16 protein-coding genes and 1 pseudogene are annotated in these 12,934 nt (G+C 62.6%); 12 read left to right on the forward strand and 5 right to left on the reverse strand.

Annotation, left to right across the window (positions count from 1 at the left end; translation table 11 throughout):
• Positions 1-96: 96 nt before the first annotated feature.
• The 7 genes from QYL91_RS08955 to leuD all read left to right on the forward strand — a co-directional run bounded on the left by QYL91_RS08955 (position 97) and on the right by leuD (position 7,360).
• Positions 97-1,305: a LeuA family protein gene (locus tag QYL91_RS08955; protein ID WP_302082852.1), complete on the forward strand. Its 1,209-nt coding sequence runs from the start codon at positions 97-99 to the stop codon at positions 1,303-1,305.
• 369 nt (positions 1,306-1,674) lie between these two features.
• Entirely contained in the window at positions 1,675-3,453 is a 1,779-nt protein-coding gene (ilvB, locus tag QYL91_RS08960; RefSeq protein WP_302080159.1) for a biosynthetic-type acetolactate synthase large subunit, read from the forward strand.
• A 1-nt stretch (position 3,454) separates the two neighbouring features.
• Positions 3,455-4,114: an acetolactate synthase small subunit gene (gene ilvN, locus QYL91_RS08965; protein ID WP_302080160.1), complete on the forward strand. Its 660-nt coding sequence runs from the start codon at positions 3,455-3,457 to the stop codon at positions 4,112-4,114.
• Positions 4,107-5,108, forward strand: a complete 1,002-nt coding sequence (ilvC, locus tag QYL91_RS08970) for a ketol-acid reductoisomerase (protein ID WP_302080161.1) — start codon at positions 4,107-4,109, stop codon at positions 5,106-5,108. Before ilvN ends, ilvC begins: the two co-directional genes overlap by 8 nt.
• Positions 5,109-5,112: 4 nt before the next feature.
• Positions 5,113-5,328, forward strand: coding sequence for a DUF7989 family protein (locus QYL91_RS08975; protein WP_302080162.1), 216 nt, complete (start codon positions 5,113-5,115; stop codon positions 5,326-5,328).
• On the forward strand, positions 5,325-6,746 hold the full coding sequence (leuC, locus tag QYL91_RS08980) for a 3-isopropylmalate dehydratase large subunit (protein WP_302080163.1): 1,422 nt from the start codon (positions 5,325-5,327) through the stop codon (positions 6,744-6,746). Before QYL91_RS08975 ends, leuC begins: the two co-directional genes overlap by 4 nt.
• Positions 6,743-7,360, forward strand: a complete 618-nt coding sequence (leuD, locus tag QYL91_RS08985; RefSeq protein WP_302080164.1) for a 3-isopropylmalate dehydratase small subunit — start codon at positions 6,743-6,745, stop codon at positions 7,358-7,360. Before leuC ends, leuD begins: the two co-directional genes overlap by 4 nt.
• 15 nt (positions 7,361-7,375) lie before the next feature.
• On the opposite strand, the gene QYL91_RS08990 is transcribed toward leuD, so the two are convergent.
• Complete coding sequence (locus QYL91_RS08990; RefSeq protein WP_302080165.1) at positions 7,376-7,576, reverse strand: dodecin; 201 nt, start codon at positions 7,574-7,576, stop codon at positions 7,376-7,378.
• Between the two features lie 112 nt (positions 7,577-7,688).
• Here QYL91_RS08990 and QYL91_RS08995 point away from each other — a divergent pair, with 112 nt between their 5' ends.
• From QYL91_RS08995 to QYL91_RS09005, 3 genes and pseudogenes are all read left to right on the forward strand, one after another.
• Positions 7,689-8,540 carry a sodium:calcium antiporter gene (locus tag QYL91_RS08995; RefSeq protein WP_302080166.1) on the forward strand — a complete coding sequence of 284 codons (852 nt, stop codon included), beginning with the start codon at positions 7,689-7,691 and terminating at the stop codon, positions 8,538-8,540.
• A 29-nt stretch (positions 8,541-8,569) separates the two neighbouring features.
• On the forward strand, positions 8,570-9,787 hold the full coding sequence (locus tag QYL91_RS09000) for an IS701-like element ISHwa4 family transposase (RefSeq protein ID WP_302080167.1): 1,218 nt from the start codon (positions 8,570-8,572) through the stop codon (positions 9,785-9,787).
• 9 nt (positions 9,788-9,796) lie between these two features.
• A pseudogene (locus QYL91_RS09005) lies at positions 9,797-9,988 on the forward strand (sodium:calcium antiporter); the annotation flags it as partial.
• Between the two features lies 1 nt (position 9,989).
• On the opposite strand, the gene QYL91_RS09010 reads toward QYL91_RS09005, so the two are convergent.
• Entirely contained in the window at positions 9,990-10,394 is a 405-nt protein-coding gene (locus QYL91_RS09010) for a CBS domain-containing protein (RefSeq protein ID WP_302080169.1), read from the reverse strand.
• Between the two features lie 108 nt (positions 10,395-10,502).
• On the opposite strand from QYL91_RS09010, the gene QYL91_RS09015 reads away from it, so the two are divergent.
• Positions 10,503-11,483 (forward strand): isocitrate/isopropylmalate dehydrogenase family protein, encoded by a 981-nt coding sequence (locus QYL91_RS09015; protein ID WP_302080170.1) that lies wholly within the window; start codon positions 10,503-10,505, stop codon positions 11,481-11,483.
• A 55-nt stretch (positions 11,484-11,538) separates the two neighbouring features.
• A complete protein-coding gene (locus QYL91_RS09020; RefSeq protein WP_302080171.1) occupies positions 11,539-11,688 on the forward strand; it encodes a DUF7557 family protein in 150 nt (49 codons plus the stop codon).
• On the opposite strand, the gene QYL91_RS09025 is transcribed toward QYL91_RS09020, so the two are convergent.
• The 3 genes from QYL91_RS09025 to QYL91_RS09035 form a co-directional block, all read right to left on the reverse strand.
• On the reverse strand, positions 11,685-12,164 hold the full coding sequence (locus QYL91_RS09025) for a DUF5799 family protein (protein WP_302080172.1): 480 nt from the start codon (positions 12,162-12,164) through the stop codon (positions 11,685-11,687). The genes QYL91_RS09020 and QYL91_RS09025 overlap by 4 nt on opposite strands.
• A 47-nt stretch (positions 12,165-12,211) precedes the next feature.
• Complete coding sequence (locus tag QYL91_RS09030; RefSeq protein WP_302080173.1) at positions 12,212-12,607, reverse strand: OsmC family protein; 396 nt, start codon at positions 12,605-12,607, stop codon at positions 12,212-12,214.
• 78 nt (positions 12,608-12,685) lie between these two features.
• Complete coding sequence (locus tag QYL91_RS09035; RefSeq protein WP_302080174.1) at positions 12,686-12,910, reverse strand: CDGSH iron-sulfur domain-containing protein; 225 nt, start codon at positions 12,908-12,910, stop codon at positions 12,686-12,688.
• Between the last annotated feature and the right edge of the window lie 24 nt (positions 12,911-12,934).

Consider the following 12,934-nt stretch of genomic DNA (forward strand, 5'->3'; position numbering starts at 1 on the left):
CGTCGTCTGTGGGTCACCCTCACACAGATACCGGTCCAGGGACAACTTTATATTCTGGGAGCGCTCCGTAATAGATGCCTATGACAAACACGGAGGATTCGTCGGACACCCCGGCGGATCGAGTTCTTCCAGGGCACTCTGGATAGTACGTCCGAAATTCAGGACGCACGAATTTTCGACACCACGCTCCGAGACGGCGAGCAGACGCCGCGCACCTCGTTTTCCTACGAAGACAAACGAGAGATAGCCGCGCTGCTCGACGAGATGGGGACCCACGTCATCGAGGCCGGGTTCCCGGTCAACTCCGACGCCGAGTTCGAGGCTGTCCGCGACATCGCGGCGGCCTCGACGACGGACGTCTGTGGGTTGGCTCGCGTGGTCGAACAGGATATCGAAGCCGCGCTCGATTCCGGCGTCGACATGGTCCATACGTTCGTCTCGACCAGCGACGTCCAGCTCGAAGACTCGATGCACGCGACCCGCGAACAGGCCAAACAGCGGGCCATCGAGTCGGTCGAGCGCGTGAAAGAAGCCGGTGTGGAGTGTATGTTCTCGCCGATGGACGCCACCCGGACCGACGAGGAGTTCCTGCTGGAGGTCGTGGAAGCGACCAGCCAGGCAGGGGCCGACTGGATAAACATTCCCGACACGACCGGTGTCGCGACGCCAACCCGCTTTGGGAAGATGGTCGCGAAGGTCGTCGACGCGACCGTCGAGGGAACCCACGTCGACGTGCACACTCACGACGACTTCGGGCTGGCCGCCGCGAACGCGCTGGCCGGCTTCGAGGCCGGAGCCAGCCAGGCACAGGTGTCGGTCAACGGAATCGGCGAGCGTGCCGGCAACGCCGCTTACGAGGAGGTCGTCATGGCGTTGCGGTCGCTGTACGACGTCGACACCGGCATCGACACGACGAAGATCACCGAACTCTCGCGGCTGGTCGAGGAACGCTCGGATGTCCCGACCCCGGGCAACAAGCCCGTCGTCGGCGACAACGCCTTCTCTCACGAGAGTGGCATCCACGCCGCCGGGGTCATCGAGAACACCGACACCTTCGAGCCGGGTGTCATGACCCCCGAGATGGTCGGGGCCGAGCGCGAACTGGTGCTCGGGAAACACACCGGTAACCACTCCGTCCGCCAGCGCCTCGAAGAGGTGGGCTACGAGCCGACCGAGGACGAGGTGCGGGAAGTCACCCGCCGCGTCAAGGACTTCGGCGCGGAGAAACAGCGGGTCACGATGGACGAACTCGAGAAGTTCGCCCGCGAAGTCGGTGTCGAACAGGTCGAGGAGGTCCGGGCGTAGCCACATGGCTGGCGCCTTTCCGGCCGCATCCACACGCCAGCGGCTGGTAAACTGCCGTCGTGGGGCGGTCCGACACACCCGAGTGCGGCACGCGGTCGTGTCGGCCCCCGAAACAGCCGCGTGTGTGCCCAGTCTCCCGCGGGTGTGGGCACGCGCGTCTCAGAAGCCTTATTATGCGGGCCAATTAGATATTCGTACTGATGCGACCGTCCGCGTGCGGCACCGCGCAGCCCCGTCTCGACGGGAGCGACGCCTCTCTCCTTATTGTAGGGGCGGTATAGCCCCTCACACACAGTCCCACGTCGGTCGAGTATCGCGTTCACAGCCAGACAGTATGGAGACACACATGACACAATCACAGGAGGGACGATGAGCGAACGAGCATCCGTCCCAAAGGAAGACGAACCGGACGCCGAGGCCGACGAGGCCGAGGCAGAACCAGACGACGCGGAGATACAGACAGGCGCAGACGCCGTCGCGGCGTCCCTGGAGAATGCCGGGGTCAAGTATCTCTTCGGTGTGCAGGGCGGGGCTATCATGCCCGTCTACGACGCGCTGTACGAACACGAGGAGATGACCCACGTCACGATGGCCCACGAACAGGGCGCAGTCCACGCTGCCGACGCCTACGGCATCGTGACCGGTAACCCGGGCGTCTGTATGGCCACTTCGGGGCCGGGCGCGACGAACCTCGTCACCGGTATCGCCGACGCCAACATGGACTCGGACCCGCTGATTGCCCTGACCGGACAGGTCCCGACGAACTTCGTCGGCAACGACGCCTTCCAGGAGACCGACACCATCGGCGTCACCCAGCCTATCACGAAACACAACATCTTCGCCCAGAGCCCCGACGAAGTGGGCGCGGACGTCGGTGAGGCGTGGGCGCTGGCAAACGAGGGTCGACAGGGACCGACGCTGGTCGACCTGCCGAAAGACGTGACCCAGACCGAGACGGACAGCCAGCCGACCGAACCGACGACGCCGGACACGTACAACCCACCCGAGGAGGCCGACCCGGTCATCGCCGAGGAAGCCGCAAAGGTCCTCGCCGACGCCGACCGCCCGGTCATCCTCGCCGGCGGTGGCGTCATCAAGGGCGAAGCGACCGACGAACTCCGTCAGTTCGCCCACGACTACGGGATTCCGGTCGTCCAGACGATGCCCGGGACGGGCGCGTTCCCCGACGACGACCCGCTCAGCCTGGAAATCGCCGGGATGCACGGCACGGGCTATGGCAACCTCGCCATCTCGAACTGTGACGTGTTGCTCGGCATCGGGACGCGCTTCGACGACCGCCTGACCGGCGGCATCGACACGTTCGCGCCCGACGCCGACGTCATCCACGTCGACATCGACCCCGCGGAAATCTCGAAGAACGTCCACGCCGACTACCCGCTCGTGGGCGACGCAAAGCAGGTCATCCGCCAACTCGACGACGAACTCGAGGATGCGCCGGACTGTCAGGCGTGGCGCGACCAGTGTGACCAGTGGAAAGACGAGTATCCAATGGACTACGAGATGCCGGAGGACGAACCACTGAAACCCCAGTACGTCGTCGAGAAGTACGACGAGGTGACGCCCGACGACACCATCGTCGCCGCCGGCGTCGGCCAACACCAGATGTGGGCCTGGCAGTACTGGACCTGGAAACACCCGCGGACGTGGGTGACCAGCCACGGCCTCGGCACGATGGGCTATGCCGTGCCCGCGGCCATCGGCGCGAAAATCGCAGCCCCAGACCAGGAAGTCGTCGCCTTCGACGGCGACGGTTCCTTCCTGATGACGGCACAGGAACTGTCTGTCGCAGTCAGGGAGAACCTGAACCTCACCATCGTCGTCCTGAACAACGAGGCGGTCGGGATGGTCCGCCAGTGGCAGGACGGCTTCTACGAGGGCCGCCGGATGGCCTCGGAGTATCCCTGGATTCCGCAGTTCGACAAACTCGCCGAAGCCTTCGGCGCGCAGGGGCTCCGTCTCGAGGAGGCCGACAACGTCGAAGACGTGATTCAGGAGGCCCGCGAGTACGACGGCCCCTCTGTCATCGACGCTATCATCGACCCGAGCGAGAACGTCTACCCGATGGTTCCGAGCGGGGGCGACAACGCCCGCTTTGCACTGAACGAACAGCATCTGGAGGACCTCTAAGATGACACAAGGCGAACTTCCCGGACCGCACCCCGACGAGCGGACGCTCCCGGAGGGACGACGTAACGAGCAGGGAATCCGTATCGACCCCGAGGCAGAGGCAGAACACCCGCCAGAGCGGACGGTGCTCTCGGCGCTGGTGAAAAACGAACCTGGCGTGCTCGCGGAGGCCGCTGGCCTCTTCAGCCGTCGACAGTTCAACATCGACTCGCTGACTGTCGGACGCACCATCGACGACGAACTCTCCCGGATGACCATCGTCATCGAGGAGCCACGCCCGGGCGTCGACCAGGCGAAAAAGCAACTGGAGAAACTCATTCCGGTCGTCTCGGTGCGTGAACTGGACACCGACGCCGTCCAGCGCGAACTGGTCATCGTGAAGGTCAACGGCGAAGACCCGGACAAGGTCAACGCCATCACCGAGATGTACGACGGCAACACGCTCGATGCCGGCCCGCGGACTATCACCGTCGAGATTACCGGCGCCGAACAGAAGATAGACGACGCAATCGACGCCTTCGAGCAGTTTGGCATCCGCGAACTCGTCCGGACTGGGTACGCGGCGCTGGCCCGCGGCGAGGCACCGACGGCACAGGTCAAACAGCCGAACAAGGCACCGACAGACGCGCAAGTTGCGACACAGGAGGTTTCAGATGACTGAGAACAACTTCAACACAGACGTGTACTACGACGAGGACGCAGACGAATCGAACATCGAAGACAAGACGGTCGCTGTCCTGGGCTACGGAAGCCAGGGCCACGCCCACGCGCTCAACCTCGCGGACAGCGGGGTCGACGTGGTCGTCGGTCTCCGCAGAGGTTCGGACTCGTGGGACGCCGCCGAGGCCGAAGGGCTGCGCGTAGAGACGCCCGAACAGGCTGCTGCAGAAGGTAATATCGTGAACATGCTCATCCCGGACACCGTCCAGCCCCACGTCTGGGAGAACATCGAGGCGGAACTGGATGCTGGCGATACGCTCCAGTTCGCACACGGGTTCAACATCCACTACGGGCAGATCGAACCGCCCGAGGATGTGGACGTGACGATGATCGCACCAAAATCTCCCGGGCACCTCGTGCGCCGGACCTACCAGCGCGACGAGGGAACGCCCGGCCTGCTGGCGGTCTATCAGAATGCCACGGGCGAGGCCAAAGCCGAGGCCATCGCGTACGGGAAGGCCATCGGCTGTACCCGTGCCGGCCTCATCGAGACTACCTTCCGCGAGGAGACCGAGACGGACATCTTCGGGGAGCAGGCGGTGCTCTGTGGCGGTGTGACCAGTCTGGTCAAAGCCGGTTTCGAGACGCTCGTCGACGCGGGCTACTCGCCCGAGATGGCCTACTTCGAGTGTCTGAACGAGATGAAGCTGATTGTCGACCTGATGTACGAGGGCGGCAACATGGAGATGTGGAACTCGGTGTCGGATACCGCCGAGTACGGCGGGCTGACCCGAGGTGACGACGTCATCAACCGCGAGGCGATGGACGAGATTCTGGAGGGTGTCCAGAACGGCGAGTTCGCACGCGAATGGATAAACGAGAATCAGGCCAACCGCCCGGCCTACAAACAGTACCGCCAGGCAGAGCAGGACCACCAGATAGAGGAGGTCGGCGAGCGCCTGCGCGAACTGTTCGAGTGGGGCGAACAGGAGTGACACGATGACGATGAAAGACGTGGACCACACGCATCCACACACGAACGAACCCTTCGGCGAACTGCACAACCGCGGTGCAGTCGTCGCCGCGGACGGGGGCCACCCCGGCGAAGACGACACAGAGACCGACCGAATGGAAGATGTAAGCCACGAACCTCCCTCAGAGGGCGCCAACCGCGCCTTCGAGCGGGGCACAGAAGGACGAGACGAGACTGTATGAGTCAGAACACACTGTACGACAACGTCTGGGACAGACACAAGGTAACGACGCTGCCGAACGGACAGGACCAGCTGTTTGTCGGTCTGCACCTCATCCACGAGGTCACGAGCCCGCAAGCGTTCGGGATGCTCCGTGAACGCGACATCGAGGTTGCCCGCCCGGACCTGACGCTGGCGACGGTCGACCACATCGTCCCGACGGCAGACCAGTCCCGGCCCTACAGCGACGACGCCGCCGAGGAGATGATGGCCGAACTCGAAGAGAACGTCCGCGACGCGGACATCGACTTTCTGGACCCCACGAGCGGGGACCAGGGCATCGTCCACGTCGTCGGTCCGGAGCAGGGACTGACCCAGCCCGGCAAGACCATCGTCTGTGGTGACAGCCACACCTCGACGCACGGTGCCTTCGGCGCGCTGGCTTTCGGTATCGGCACCTCCCAGATTCGGGACGTACTGGCCACCCAGACCATCGCGATGGACAAACAGAAGGTCCGCAAGATTCAGGTCGACGGCCAGCTCCAGGAGGGCGTCGAGGCCAAGGACATCATCCTCGAAATCATCCGCCGGCTGGGTACGGAGGGCGGCGTCGGCTACGTCTACGAGTACGCCGGCGAGGCCATCGAGGACCTGGGGATGGAAGGCCGGATGAGCATCTGTAACATGTCCATCGAGGGTGGCGCTCGCGCGGGCTATGTCAACCCCGACGAGACCACCTACGAGTGGCTCGAAGAGACCGACTACTTCCAGGACAACCCCGGCGAGTTCGAGCGTCTCAAGCCCTACTGGGAGTCCATCCGGAGTGACGACGACGCCGAGTACGACGACGTGGTCACCATCGACGGCAGTTCGCTGGAACCGGTCGTCACCTGGGGGACCACGCCCGGCCAGGGCGTCGGCATCACCGACCCGATTCCGGAACCCGAGTCGCTACCCGAGGACAAGGTCGAGACCGCCCGACGCGCTCAGGAGCACATGCGCGTCGACCCCGGCGACACGATGGAAGGCTACCAGATCGACGTGGCCTTCCTCGGGTCGTGTACGAACGCACGCCTGCCGGACCTGCGCCGTGGCGCGGAGATCGTCGAGGGCCGCGAGGTCCACGACGACGTGCGCGCGATGGTCGTCCCCGGCAGCCAGCGCGTCCAGCAGGCCGCCGAGGAGGAAGGCCTGAAAGACATCTTCGAGGAGGCCGGCTTCGACTGGCGCAACGCCGGCTGTTCGATGTGTCTGGGCATGAACGAAGACCAACTGGAGGGTGACGAAGCCTGTGCCTCCTCGTCGAACCGGAACTTCATCGGTCGACAGGGGAGCAAGGACGGTCGCACCGTGCTGATGAATCCCCAGATGGTCGCCGCCGCGGCCGTCGAAGGGGAAGTGACAGACGTGCGCGAACTTGAGGAGGTGGTGTCTGTATGACTGGAACCGAGGACATTCCTGAGGTGACGGAGGTCTCTGGAACTGGGATTCCCATCCGCGGGAACGACATCGACACCGACCAGATAATCCCGGCCCGCTTTATGAAGGTCGTCACCTTCGACGGACTGGGCGAGTTCGCGTTCTTCGACCTGCGCTTCGACGACGAGGACAACCAGAAAGACCACCCGATGAACGAGGAACGGTATCAGGACGCCTCCATCATGGTGGTCAACAACAACTTCGGCTGTGGCTCCTCCCGTGAGCACGCCCCGCAGGCGCTCATGCGCTGGGGCATCGACGCCATCATCGGCGAGAGCTTCGCGGAGATTTTCGCGGGCAACTGCCTCGCGCTGGGCATTCCGACGGTCACCGCCGACCACGAGACGATCAACGACCTCCAGCAGTGGGTCGAGGACAACCCCGACGGCGAAATCGACATTGACATCGCCAGCGAGACCATCACATACGGCGGCCAGGAAGTTGGCGTCGAAGTCAACGAGGGCCAGCGCAAGGCACTCGTCGACGGTATCTGGGACACGACGGCGCTGATGAAGTCCAATCAGAACGCTATCGAACAGACGGCTGCCGACCTGCCGTACACCGACCCTGCCTGAGGGTCGCTTTCGACGTTACTCCTCCAGTTCGAACGCGATTTCGGTCTCGACCTGATACTCCCGGGAGTTGAGGCCCCCGACCTGGACGCTTTGCTCGACAACTTCCACCCACTGGACGTTGTCGATGGTCATCTCGGCGCGCTGGATGGCGTCGTCGACGGCTTCCTCGAAGCTCTGGCCGCTCGTTCCCATGAGCGTGATTTTCTTGAAGACCATCTCGTCGCCAAGTACGTACCACGTCGCCGTAAAGCTACGTGTGGCCGACGGGGGCTGTCGCCCGACCGAGGTTCAGTACGCTATTGTGGGTCGGCCTGGAGTGTCTACACGAATGGCCTCGCTGCCAGCCCTGGCACTGCTCGCGGTCGTCGCTACGGCCGTCATCTGGAAAGGGAGCGAACTGCTGGAAAACGCCGCGGCGCGCCTCTCGCGACACTACGGCTTGCCCGTGGCGGTCCACGGCGCGGTCGTCATCGCCATCGGCTCCTCGTTCCCGGAACTGAGCTCTGTCGTCATCAGCACGCTCGTCCACGGCGAGTTCTCGCTGGGCGTCGGGGCTATCGTCGGCAGTGCCATCTTCAATCTGCTGGTCATCCCTGCCGTCTCCGCGCTCTCGAGTGAATCGCTCGAAGCGACGCGGGATGTCGTCCACAAGGACGCCCAGTTCTACATCATCAGCGTTCTGGTGTTGTTTATCGTCTTCGCGCTCGGTGCGACGTACGTCCCAGGCGGTACGAACGAGGCGGCAGTGCTGACACCGATGCTCGCCCTCTTGCCACTCGCGACCTACGGCGTCTACGTCTTCCTCCAGTATCAGGATACCAGAGACTACACCGCCCCACTGTCGACGGGTATCGCCCCGCGTCGCGAGTGGGCGCTCGTCCTCGCGTCGCTTGTGCTCATCGCGGTCGGCGTCGAGGGAATCGTCCGGGCTGCCCTGGGATTCGGAGCCGCCTTTGACACCCCGAGCGTGCTGTGGGGGCTGACGGTCATCGCAGCGGGGACGAGTCTCCCGGATGCGTTCGTCAGCGTGAGCGCCGCTAAGAAGGATGAAGACATCACCAGTCTCACGAACGTTCTCGGGAGCAACACGTTCAACCTTCTCGTCGCGCTCCCGGTCGGTGTCATCATCGCCGGCTCGGCCGAAATCAACTTTCTGACTCGGCTCTGCACGTTTAAGTAGGGGCGTGGTGTAGGCAGCATTGAAACCTGATGCTGCCGATTACGGATTTCCTCTCGTGCACCGACGTGCTGGATGAATTCGACTCGCTATCATATCATCAAACGACTCACGCCAAAACGTACGTGACAGGTCTTGCTGCGGGCCGCAGCAAGACTGTAACCGGAATTGCACGAGAGGTCCTTCCCGCCGGAAGTGACCGAGCACTCAACAAGTTCATCACTGAATACGATTGGGATGAGGATCAGCTCAATCACGAGCGGTTAGAGGAACTGCAAAAACACGGAGAGACACGCTGGTCACAAGACGGCTACATCGTTATTGACGATTCAGTTATCCAGCGAACCGGGAAGTCTCTTCCCGGTGCTGGAGAGTTCTACGATCACTCTGAGGGTGAGCCTGTTTGGGGACAGAACCTCGTCTACGCGTTCTATACCGATGAGAAAACGTCCTATCCACTTGCTTTTCGCCAGTACGAGAAGGCCGACGACGAGGACGAGGAAGACGAACAGGAGACAAAATACGACCTCGCACGAGAGATAATCACAGAATTAGAAGAAGAGGTAGGTGTGCCTGCGGACACCTACCTCTTCGATGCATGGTTTGCTCATGACTCCGGTCTGATCGAACACGTCGAATCACACGGCAAGGACTGGATTGGACCACTACGGGGCAACCGACAGGTGACCTACGCGAACAAAGAGAGACGCGTCGATGCGCTCGAAGAGTGCATCGACAAGGAAGAGCGAGAAGTTGACGGTGAAACGTACAAAATCTGGACTAAGACAGTCCCTATCTCGAAATTAGGTGAGGTTCGGCTGGTAATCACAGAGAAGGTTACCGATGAGGACGACGAGAATCCGGTCAAGTACCTCGCAACAAACAAGATTGACGCGCCTTCGGCACACATTATTCGGAGTTATTCGTACAGATGGCGAGTAGAGACATTCTTCGAGGACTCGAAAGAGGATCTTGGCTTAGGAGACTGCGAGGTTCGTGATTCTGACGGTGCCAGTCGTCACTGGCACCTTCAGATGCTGGCCTACAGCCTTCTTCGGCTTGGTCCGGAACCGAGCGCCTCGGAGCGACTTGTCTCGAAAGCCTCGTCGCTCCGATCACAACTCGAACACGGTCTCAAGGAGACGATCTACAACATGTTTTCGTGGGTGCGCGATCAACCAGACCGCGATCTCGATGGACTGATGGAAGACATCGACCACCTCTTTCTCCATTCTGAGGGCAGTTTATAAACGTGCAGAGTCGAGTTTCTGACTGCCGTCCCGCTCATGGGATTTCTCGCCTTCGCGACGCTGCTTTTCATCGTCTTCACTCGCACCCATCTCGAACTGTCGAACACGGAGGCGATTGCCCTGCTCGTCCTCTATGGGTTTTTCCTCGCGTGGATGATACTGGAGAGTGTCGGACTGATAGAAACGGTTCAGGGAATCTGAGCTACGCCGGGGACGGTTTCTCGACGTCCGAGAGATACGCCGTGAGGTCCGTCGTCGAGAGCATCCCGATGACGCCCTCCTGGTCGTCGACGACCGGCAGGTGGTGGATGTTGTAGGTAATCATCTTGTCCGCCGCGTCGCGGATGGGGTCCTGAGCTTCGACGGTGACGACCTGGTCGGTCATGTACCGTTCGACCGTCGTCTTTGCTTTCGGTTTGCTCTCTGAGACGATGCGGACGAAGTCCGTACTCGTCAGGATGCCTTGGAGCTGGTTGTCCTCGTCGACGACAACGAGCGAGCCGATCTGTTTGTCCAGAAGCGTGTTTGCGGCGTCCTCGACGAGCGTGTCCGGCGTGACCGTGATAATGCCTGAGGACATCAGGCGGGCAACGAAGATGTCGTCCATGTCAGTACCGTTGTAGGTGGGCCGGTAATGTTTGTCGATACGGAGCCGCCACTGCGGTGACCCGGCCAGACCGAAACCCCCATTTCCCGCGCCCGCGCACCTGCGAGCATGACCCACGAGATTGCAGTCATCCCCGGCGACGGTATCGGGCAGGAGGTAACACCGGCAGCCATCGACGTCCTCGAAGCGGCACCGGTCGACTTCGAGTTCGTCCACGGCGACGCGGGCGACGCCGTCCTCGAAGAGACCGGCGAGGCACTCCCCCAGGAGACCCGCGACATCGCCGCCGACGCCGACGCAACCCTGTTTGGCGCGGCCGGCGAGACGGCCGCCGACGTCATCCTCCCGCTGCGGTCGGTCGTCGGGTCCTTTGCCAACGTCCGGCCCGCCCACGCCTACCCCGGGCTGGACGCGGTCCAGCCCCAGACCGACCTCGTCTTCATCCGCGAGAACACCGAGGGCGTCTACGCCGGTATCGAGTCCGAAATCACCGACGGCGTGACGACGTGTACACGCGTCATCACCGAAGAAGCCTCCCGCGACATCGCCGAGTTCGGCTTCGACTATGCGAACCAGAACGGCTACGACGACGTGACAATCGCCCACAAGGCAAACGTCATGCGAACCACGGACGGACTCTTCCTGGACGTAGCAGAGTCCGTCGGCGACGAGCGCAGCGCAGACTACGACACCGCGCTGATGGACGCGCTCGCGATGCACCTCATCAAGCACCCCGAGGAGTACGGCGTCGTCATCTGTCCGAACCTCGCGGGCGATATGCTCTCTGACCTCGCGGCGGGACTCGTCGGCGGGCTGGGGCTGCTTCCGAGTGCGAACGTCGGCCCGGACAACGCGCTGTTCGAACCGGTCCACGGCTCCGCGCCGGATATCGCGGGCCAGGGCGTCGCCAACCCGTCGGCGATGATTCTCTCGGCGGCGATGATGCTCGACCATCTGGGCTACGGCGAGGAGGGCGACCGCGTGCGCGCGGCCGTCGAGGACGTCCTCGATTCGGGGCCACGGACCCCGGACCTCGGTGGCGACGCCGGGACCGAGGCCGTTACCGACGCCATCGTCGACCGTCTGTAAGAACCCGTAGACTGCTGCCCCACTCCTTAAGTCGCTGCCGGGCGTCGGTTCAACTATGCCATCTATCGACCTCGACGAGAAGACAATCGAGCGACTCGATAGCCTGCGCGTCGACGACGAGAGTTACGACGAAATCGTCGCGGAACTCATCAACATCTACGAGGCAGAAGAGCTGACCCTGTTTCACGCCGGCGAGGAGTACTAACGCTCGGCGGACGAGTGGTTCTGTTCGGCTGCGGCAGCCTGACAGATGTCCTCCCACTGTCCCCGCTCTTCGAGATACGACTGCAACTCGACCGTGTAGCCGTCGACCAGTTCCTTCGCGTCTTCGAACCGCTTTCTCGACGATTCGCCGGAACTGTTCGACTGGAGGTCGTGGATATATCGCTTGAGACGGCCGAAAATGCCGCTCGTATCCGGTCCCTTTTCGACCGGGCGCTGTGCCCCGCCCATCTCCTGTTGGATGTTTTCTAGCTCGGGGATGATGTCGGACAGTTTGCTGGTATCCGCGACGAGTGTCGCGGCGTCGGGCTGTTCGGGGTTCTCGATGTCCCAGTCGATGGCGGTCATGACGAGCCCCCACTCCTGGTTGGTAAACGACGAGGCATCCAGTGTCTCCTGAAACCGCTGGTCGACCTGCATCCGCGCCCCCGCGAGCCGGTCGGTCCACTCGTTGGTCATGTCGTCCCATAGCCGACCGGCTGACAAGAGCGTTTCCCGGATGGGTCCTAGAACGCGTCGTCGACGACGGAGATGTCGGCGCGGAGTTCCTCGCGGAGCGCGGCGTGAACGTGGCAGATGTCCTCTGCGCGCGCGACCACGTCGTCGACCGCATCGCCGAGTGCCTCCTCGACGTGGATGGTAAAGGAGATTGCAGCGAGGTCATCGTCGTCGTCCAAGTCCGCCTCGACGGCGACTTCGACGCGGCCGATGTCGTCGAACCCCTCCTTGTTCGCGCCGACGCGAAACGCCGGGATGAAACAGGAGGCGTAGTCGGCGGCCAGTACCTGATTCGGGTTCGGCCCGTCCTCGCCGGTGGCGTCGACGACCAGTTCCCACTCGCCGGTGACGCTCGTCGTCGTGTATCCCGATTCGGACGTGCTCGTGACTTCGATGTCTGTCATCTAGAATAGGTACGGCCGGCTCCCTCAAAATAGTACGTATCCGAGCGGTTGGTCGTCAGCGCCGCCCCGTTTTCCGACTCACTCCTCGCGGACGACGGTGCGTTCGCCTTCGCTGTCGTCGTTTTCGTACCTGTAGACCACGCCGTCCTCTTCGTCTTTCGTGGCCTGGTGGGACCCATCGCAGTATGGTTTGTTGTCCGAGAGTCCACACCGACAGATTGCGGCCCCGCCGCCTTGCTCGTCGAACTCCGCTTCGTCTATCATATATGGACCGTGCTCGTCGTGCGTTATGTCGCGTGCCATACGGTACCGTATTCCGGGGCCGAA

Origin of the sequence: Salinibaculum rarum, assembly GCF_030505615.1 — an archaeon.
Lineage (GTDB): Archaea > Halobacteriota > Halobacteria > Halobacteriales > Haloarculaceae > Salinibaculum > Salinibaculum rarum.

Bases quoted from the DNA above. Each gene is read 5' to 3' on its own strand.
- QYL91_RS08995 (WP_302080166.1), top strand. From the start codon at position 7,689: ATGGCCTCGCTGCCAGCCCTGGCACTGCTCGCGGTCGTCGCTACGGCC.
- QYL91_RS09025 (WP_302080172.1), bottom strand. From the start codon at position 12,164: ATGACCAACGAGTGGACCGACCGGCTCGCGGGGGCGCGGATGCAGGTC.
- QYL91_RS08990 (WP_302080165.1), bottom strand. From the start codon at position 7,576: ATGGTCTTCAAGAAAATCACGCTCATGGGAACGAGCGGCCAGAGCTTC.
- leuC (WP_302080163.1), top strand. From the start codon at position 5,325: ATGAGTCAGAACACACTGTACGACAACGTCTGGGACAGACACAAGGTA.
- QYL91_RS09020 (WP_302080171.1), top strand. From the start codon at position 11,539: ATGCCATCTATCGACCTCGACGAGAAGACAATCGAGCGACTCGATAGC.
- QYL91_RS09015 (WP_302080170.1), top strand. From the start codon at position 10,503: ATGACCCACGAGATTGCAGTCATCCCCGGCGACGGTATCGGGCAGGAG.
- ilvN (WP_302080160.1), top strand. From the start codon at position 3,455: ATGACACAAGGCGAACTTCCCGGACCGCACCCCGACGAGCGGACGCTC.
- QYL91_RS08975 (WP_302080162.1), top strand. From the start codon at position 5,113: ATGACGATGAAAGACGTGGACCACACGCATCCACACACGAACGAACCC.
- QYL91_RS09000 (WP_302080167.1), top strand. From the start codon at position 8,570: ATGCTGCCGATTACGGATTTCCTCTCGTGCACCGACGTGCTGGATGAA.
- QYL91_RS09010 (WP_302080169.1), bottom strand. From the start codon at position 10,394: ATGGACGACATCTTCGTTGCCCGCCTGATGTCCTCAGGCATTATCACG.
- QYL91_RS09035 (WP_302080174.1), bottom strand. From the start codon at position 12,910: ATGGCACGCGACATAACGCACGACGAGCACGGTCCATATATGATAGAC.
- QYL91_RS09030 (WP_302080173.1), bottom strand. From the start codon at position 12,607: ATGACAGACATCGAAGTCACGAGCACGTCCGAATCGGGATACACGACG.
- leuD (WP_302080164.1), top strand. From the start codon at position 6,743: ATGACTGGAACCGAGGACATTCCTGAGGTGACGGAGGTCTCTGGAACT.
- ilvB (WP_302080159.1), top strand. From the start codon at position 1,675: ATGAGCGAACGAGCATCCGTCCCAAAGGAAGACGAACCGGACGCCGAG.
- ilvC (WP_302080161.1), top strand. From the start codon at position 4,107: ATGACTGAGAACAACTTCAACACAGACGTGTACTACGACGAGGACGCA.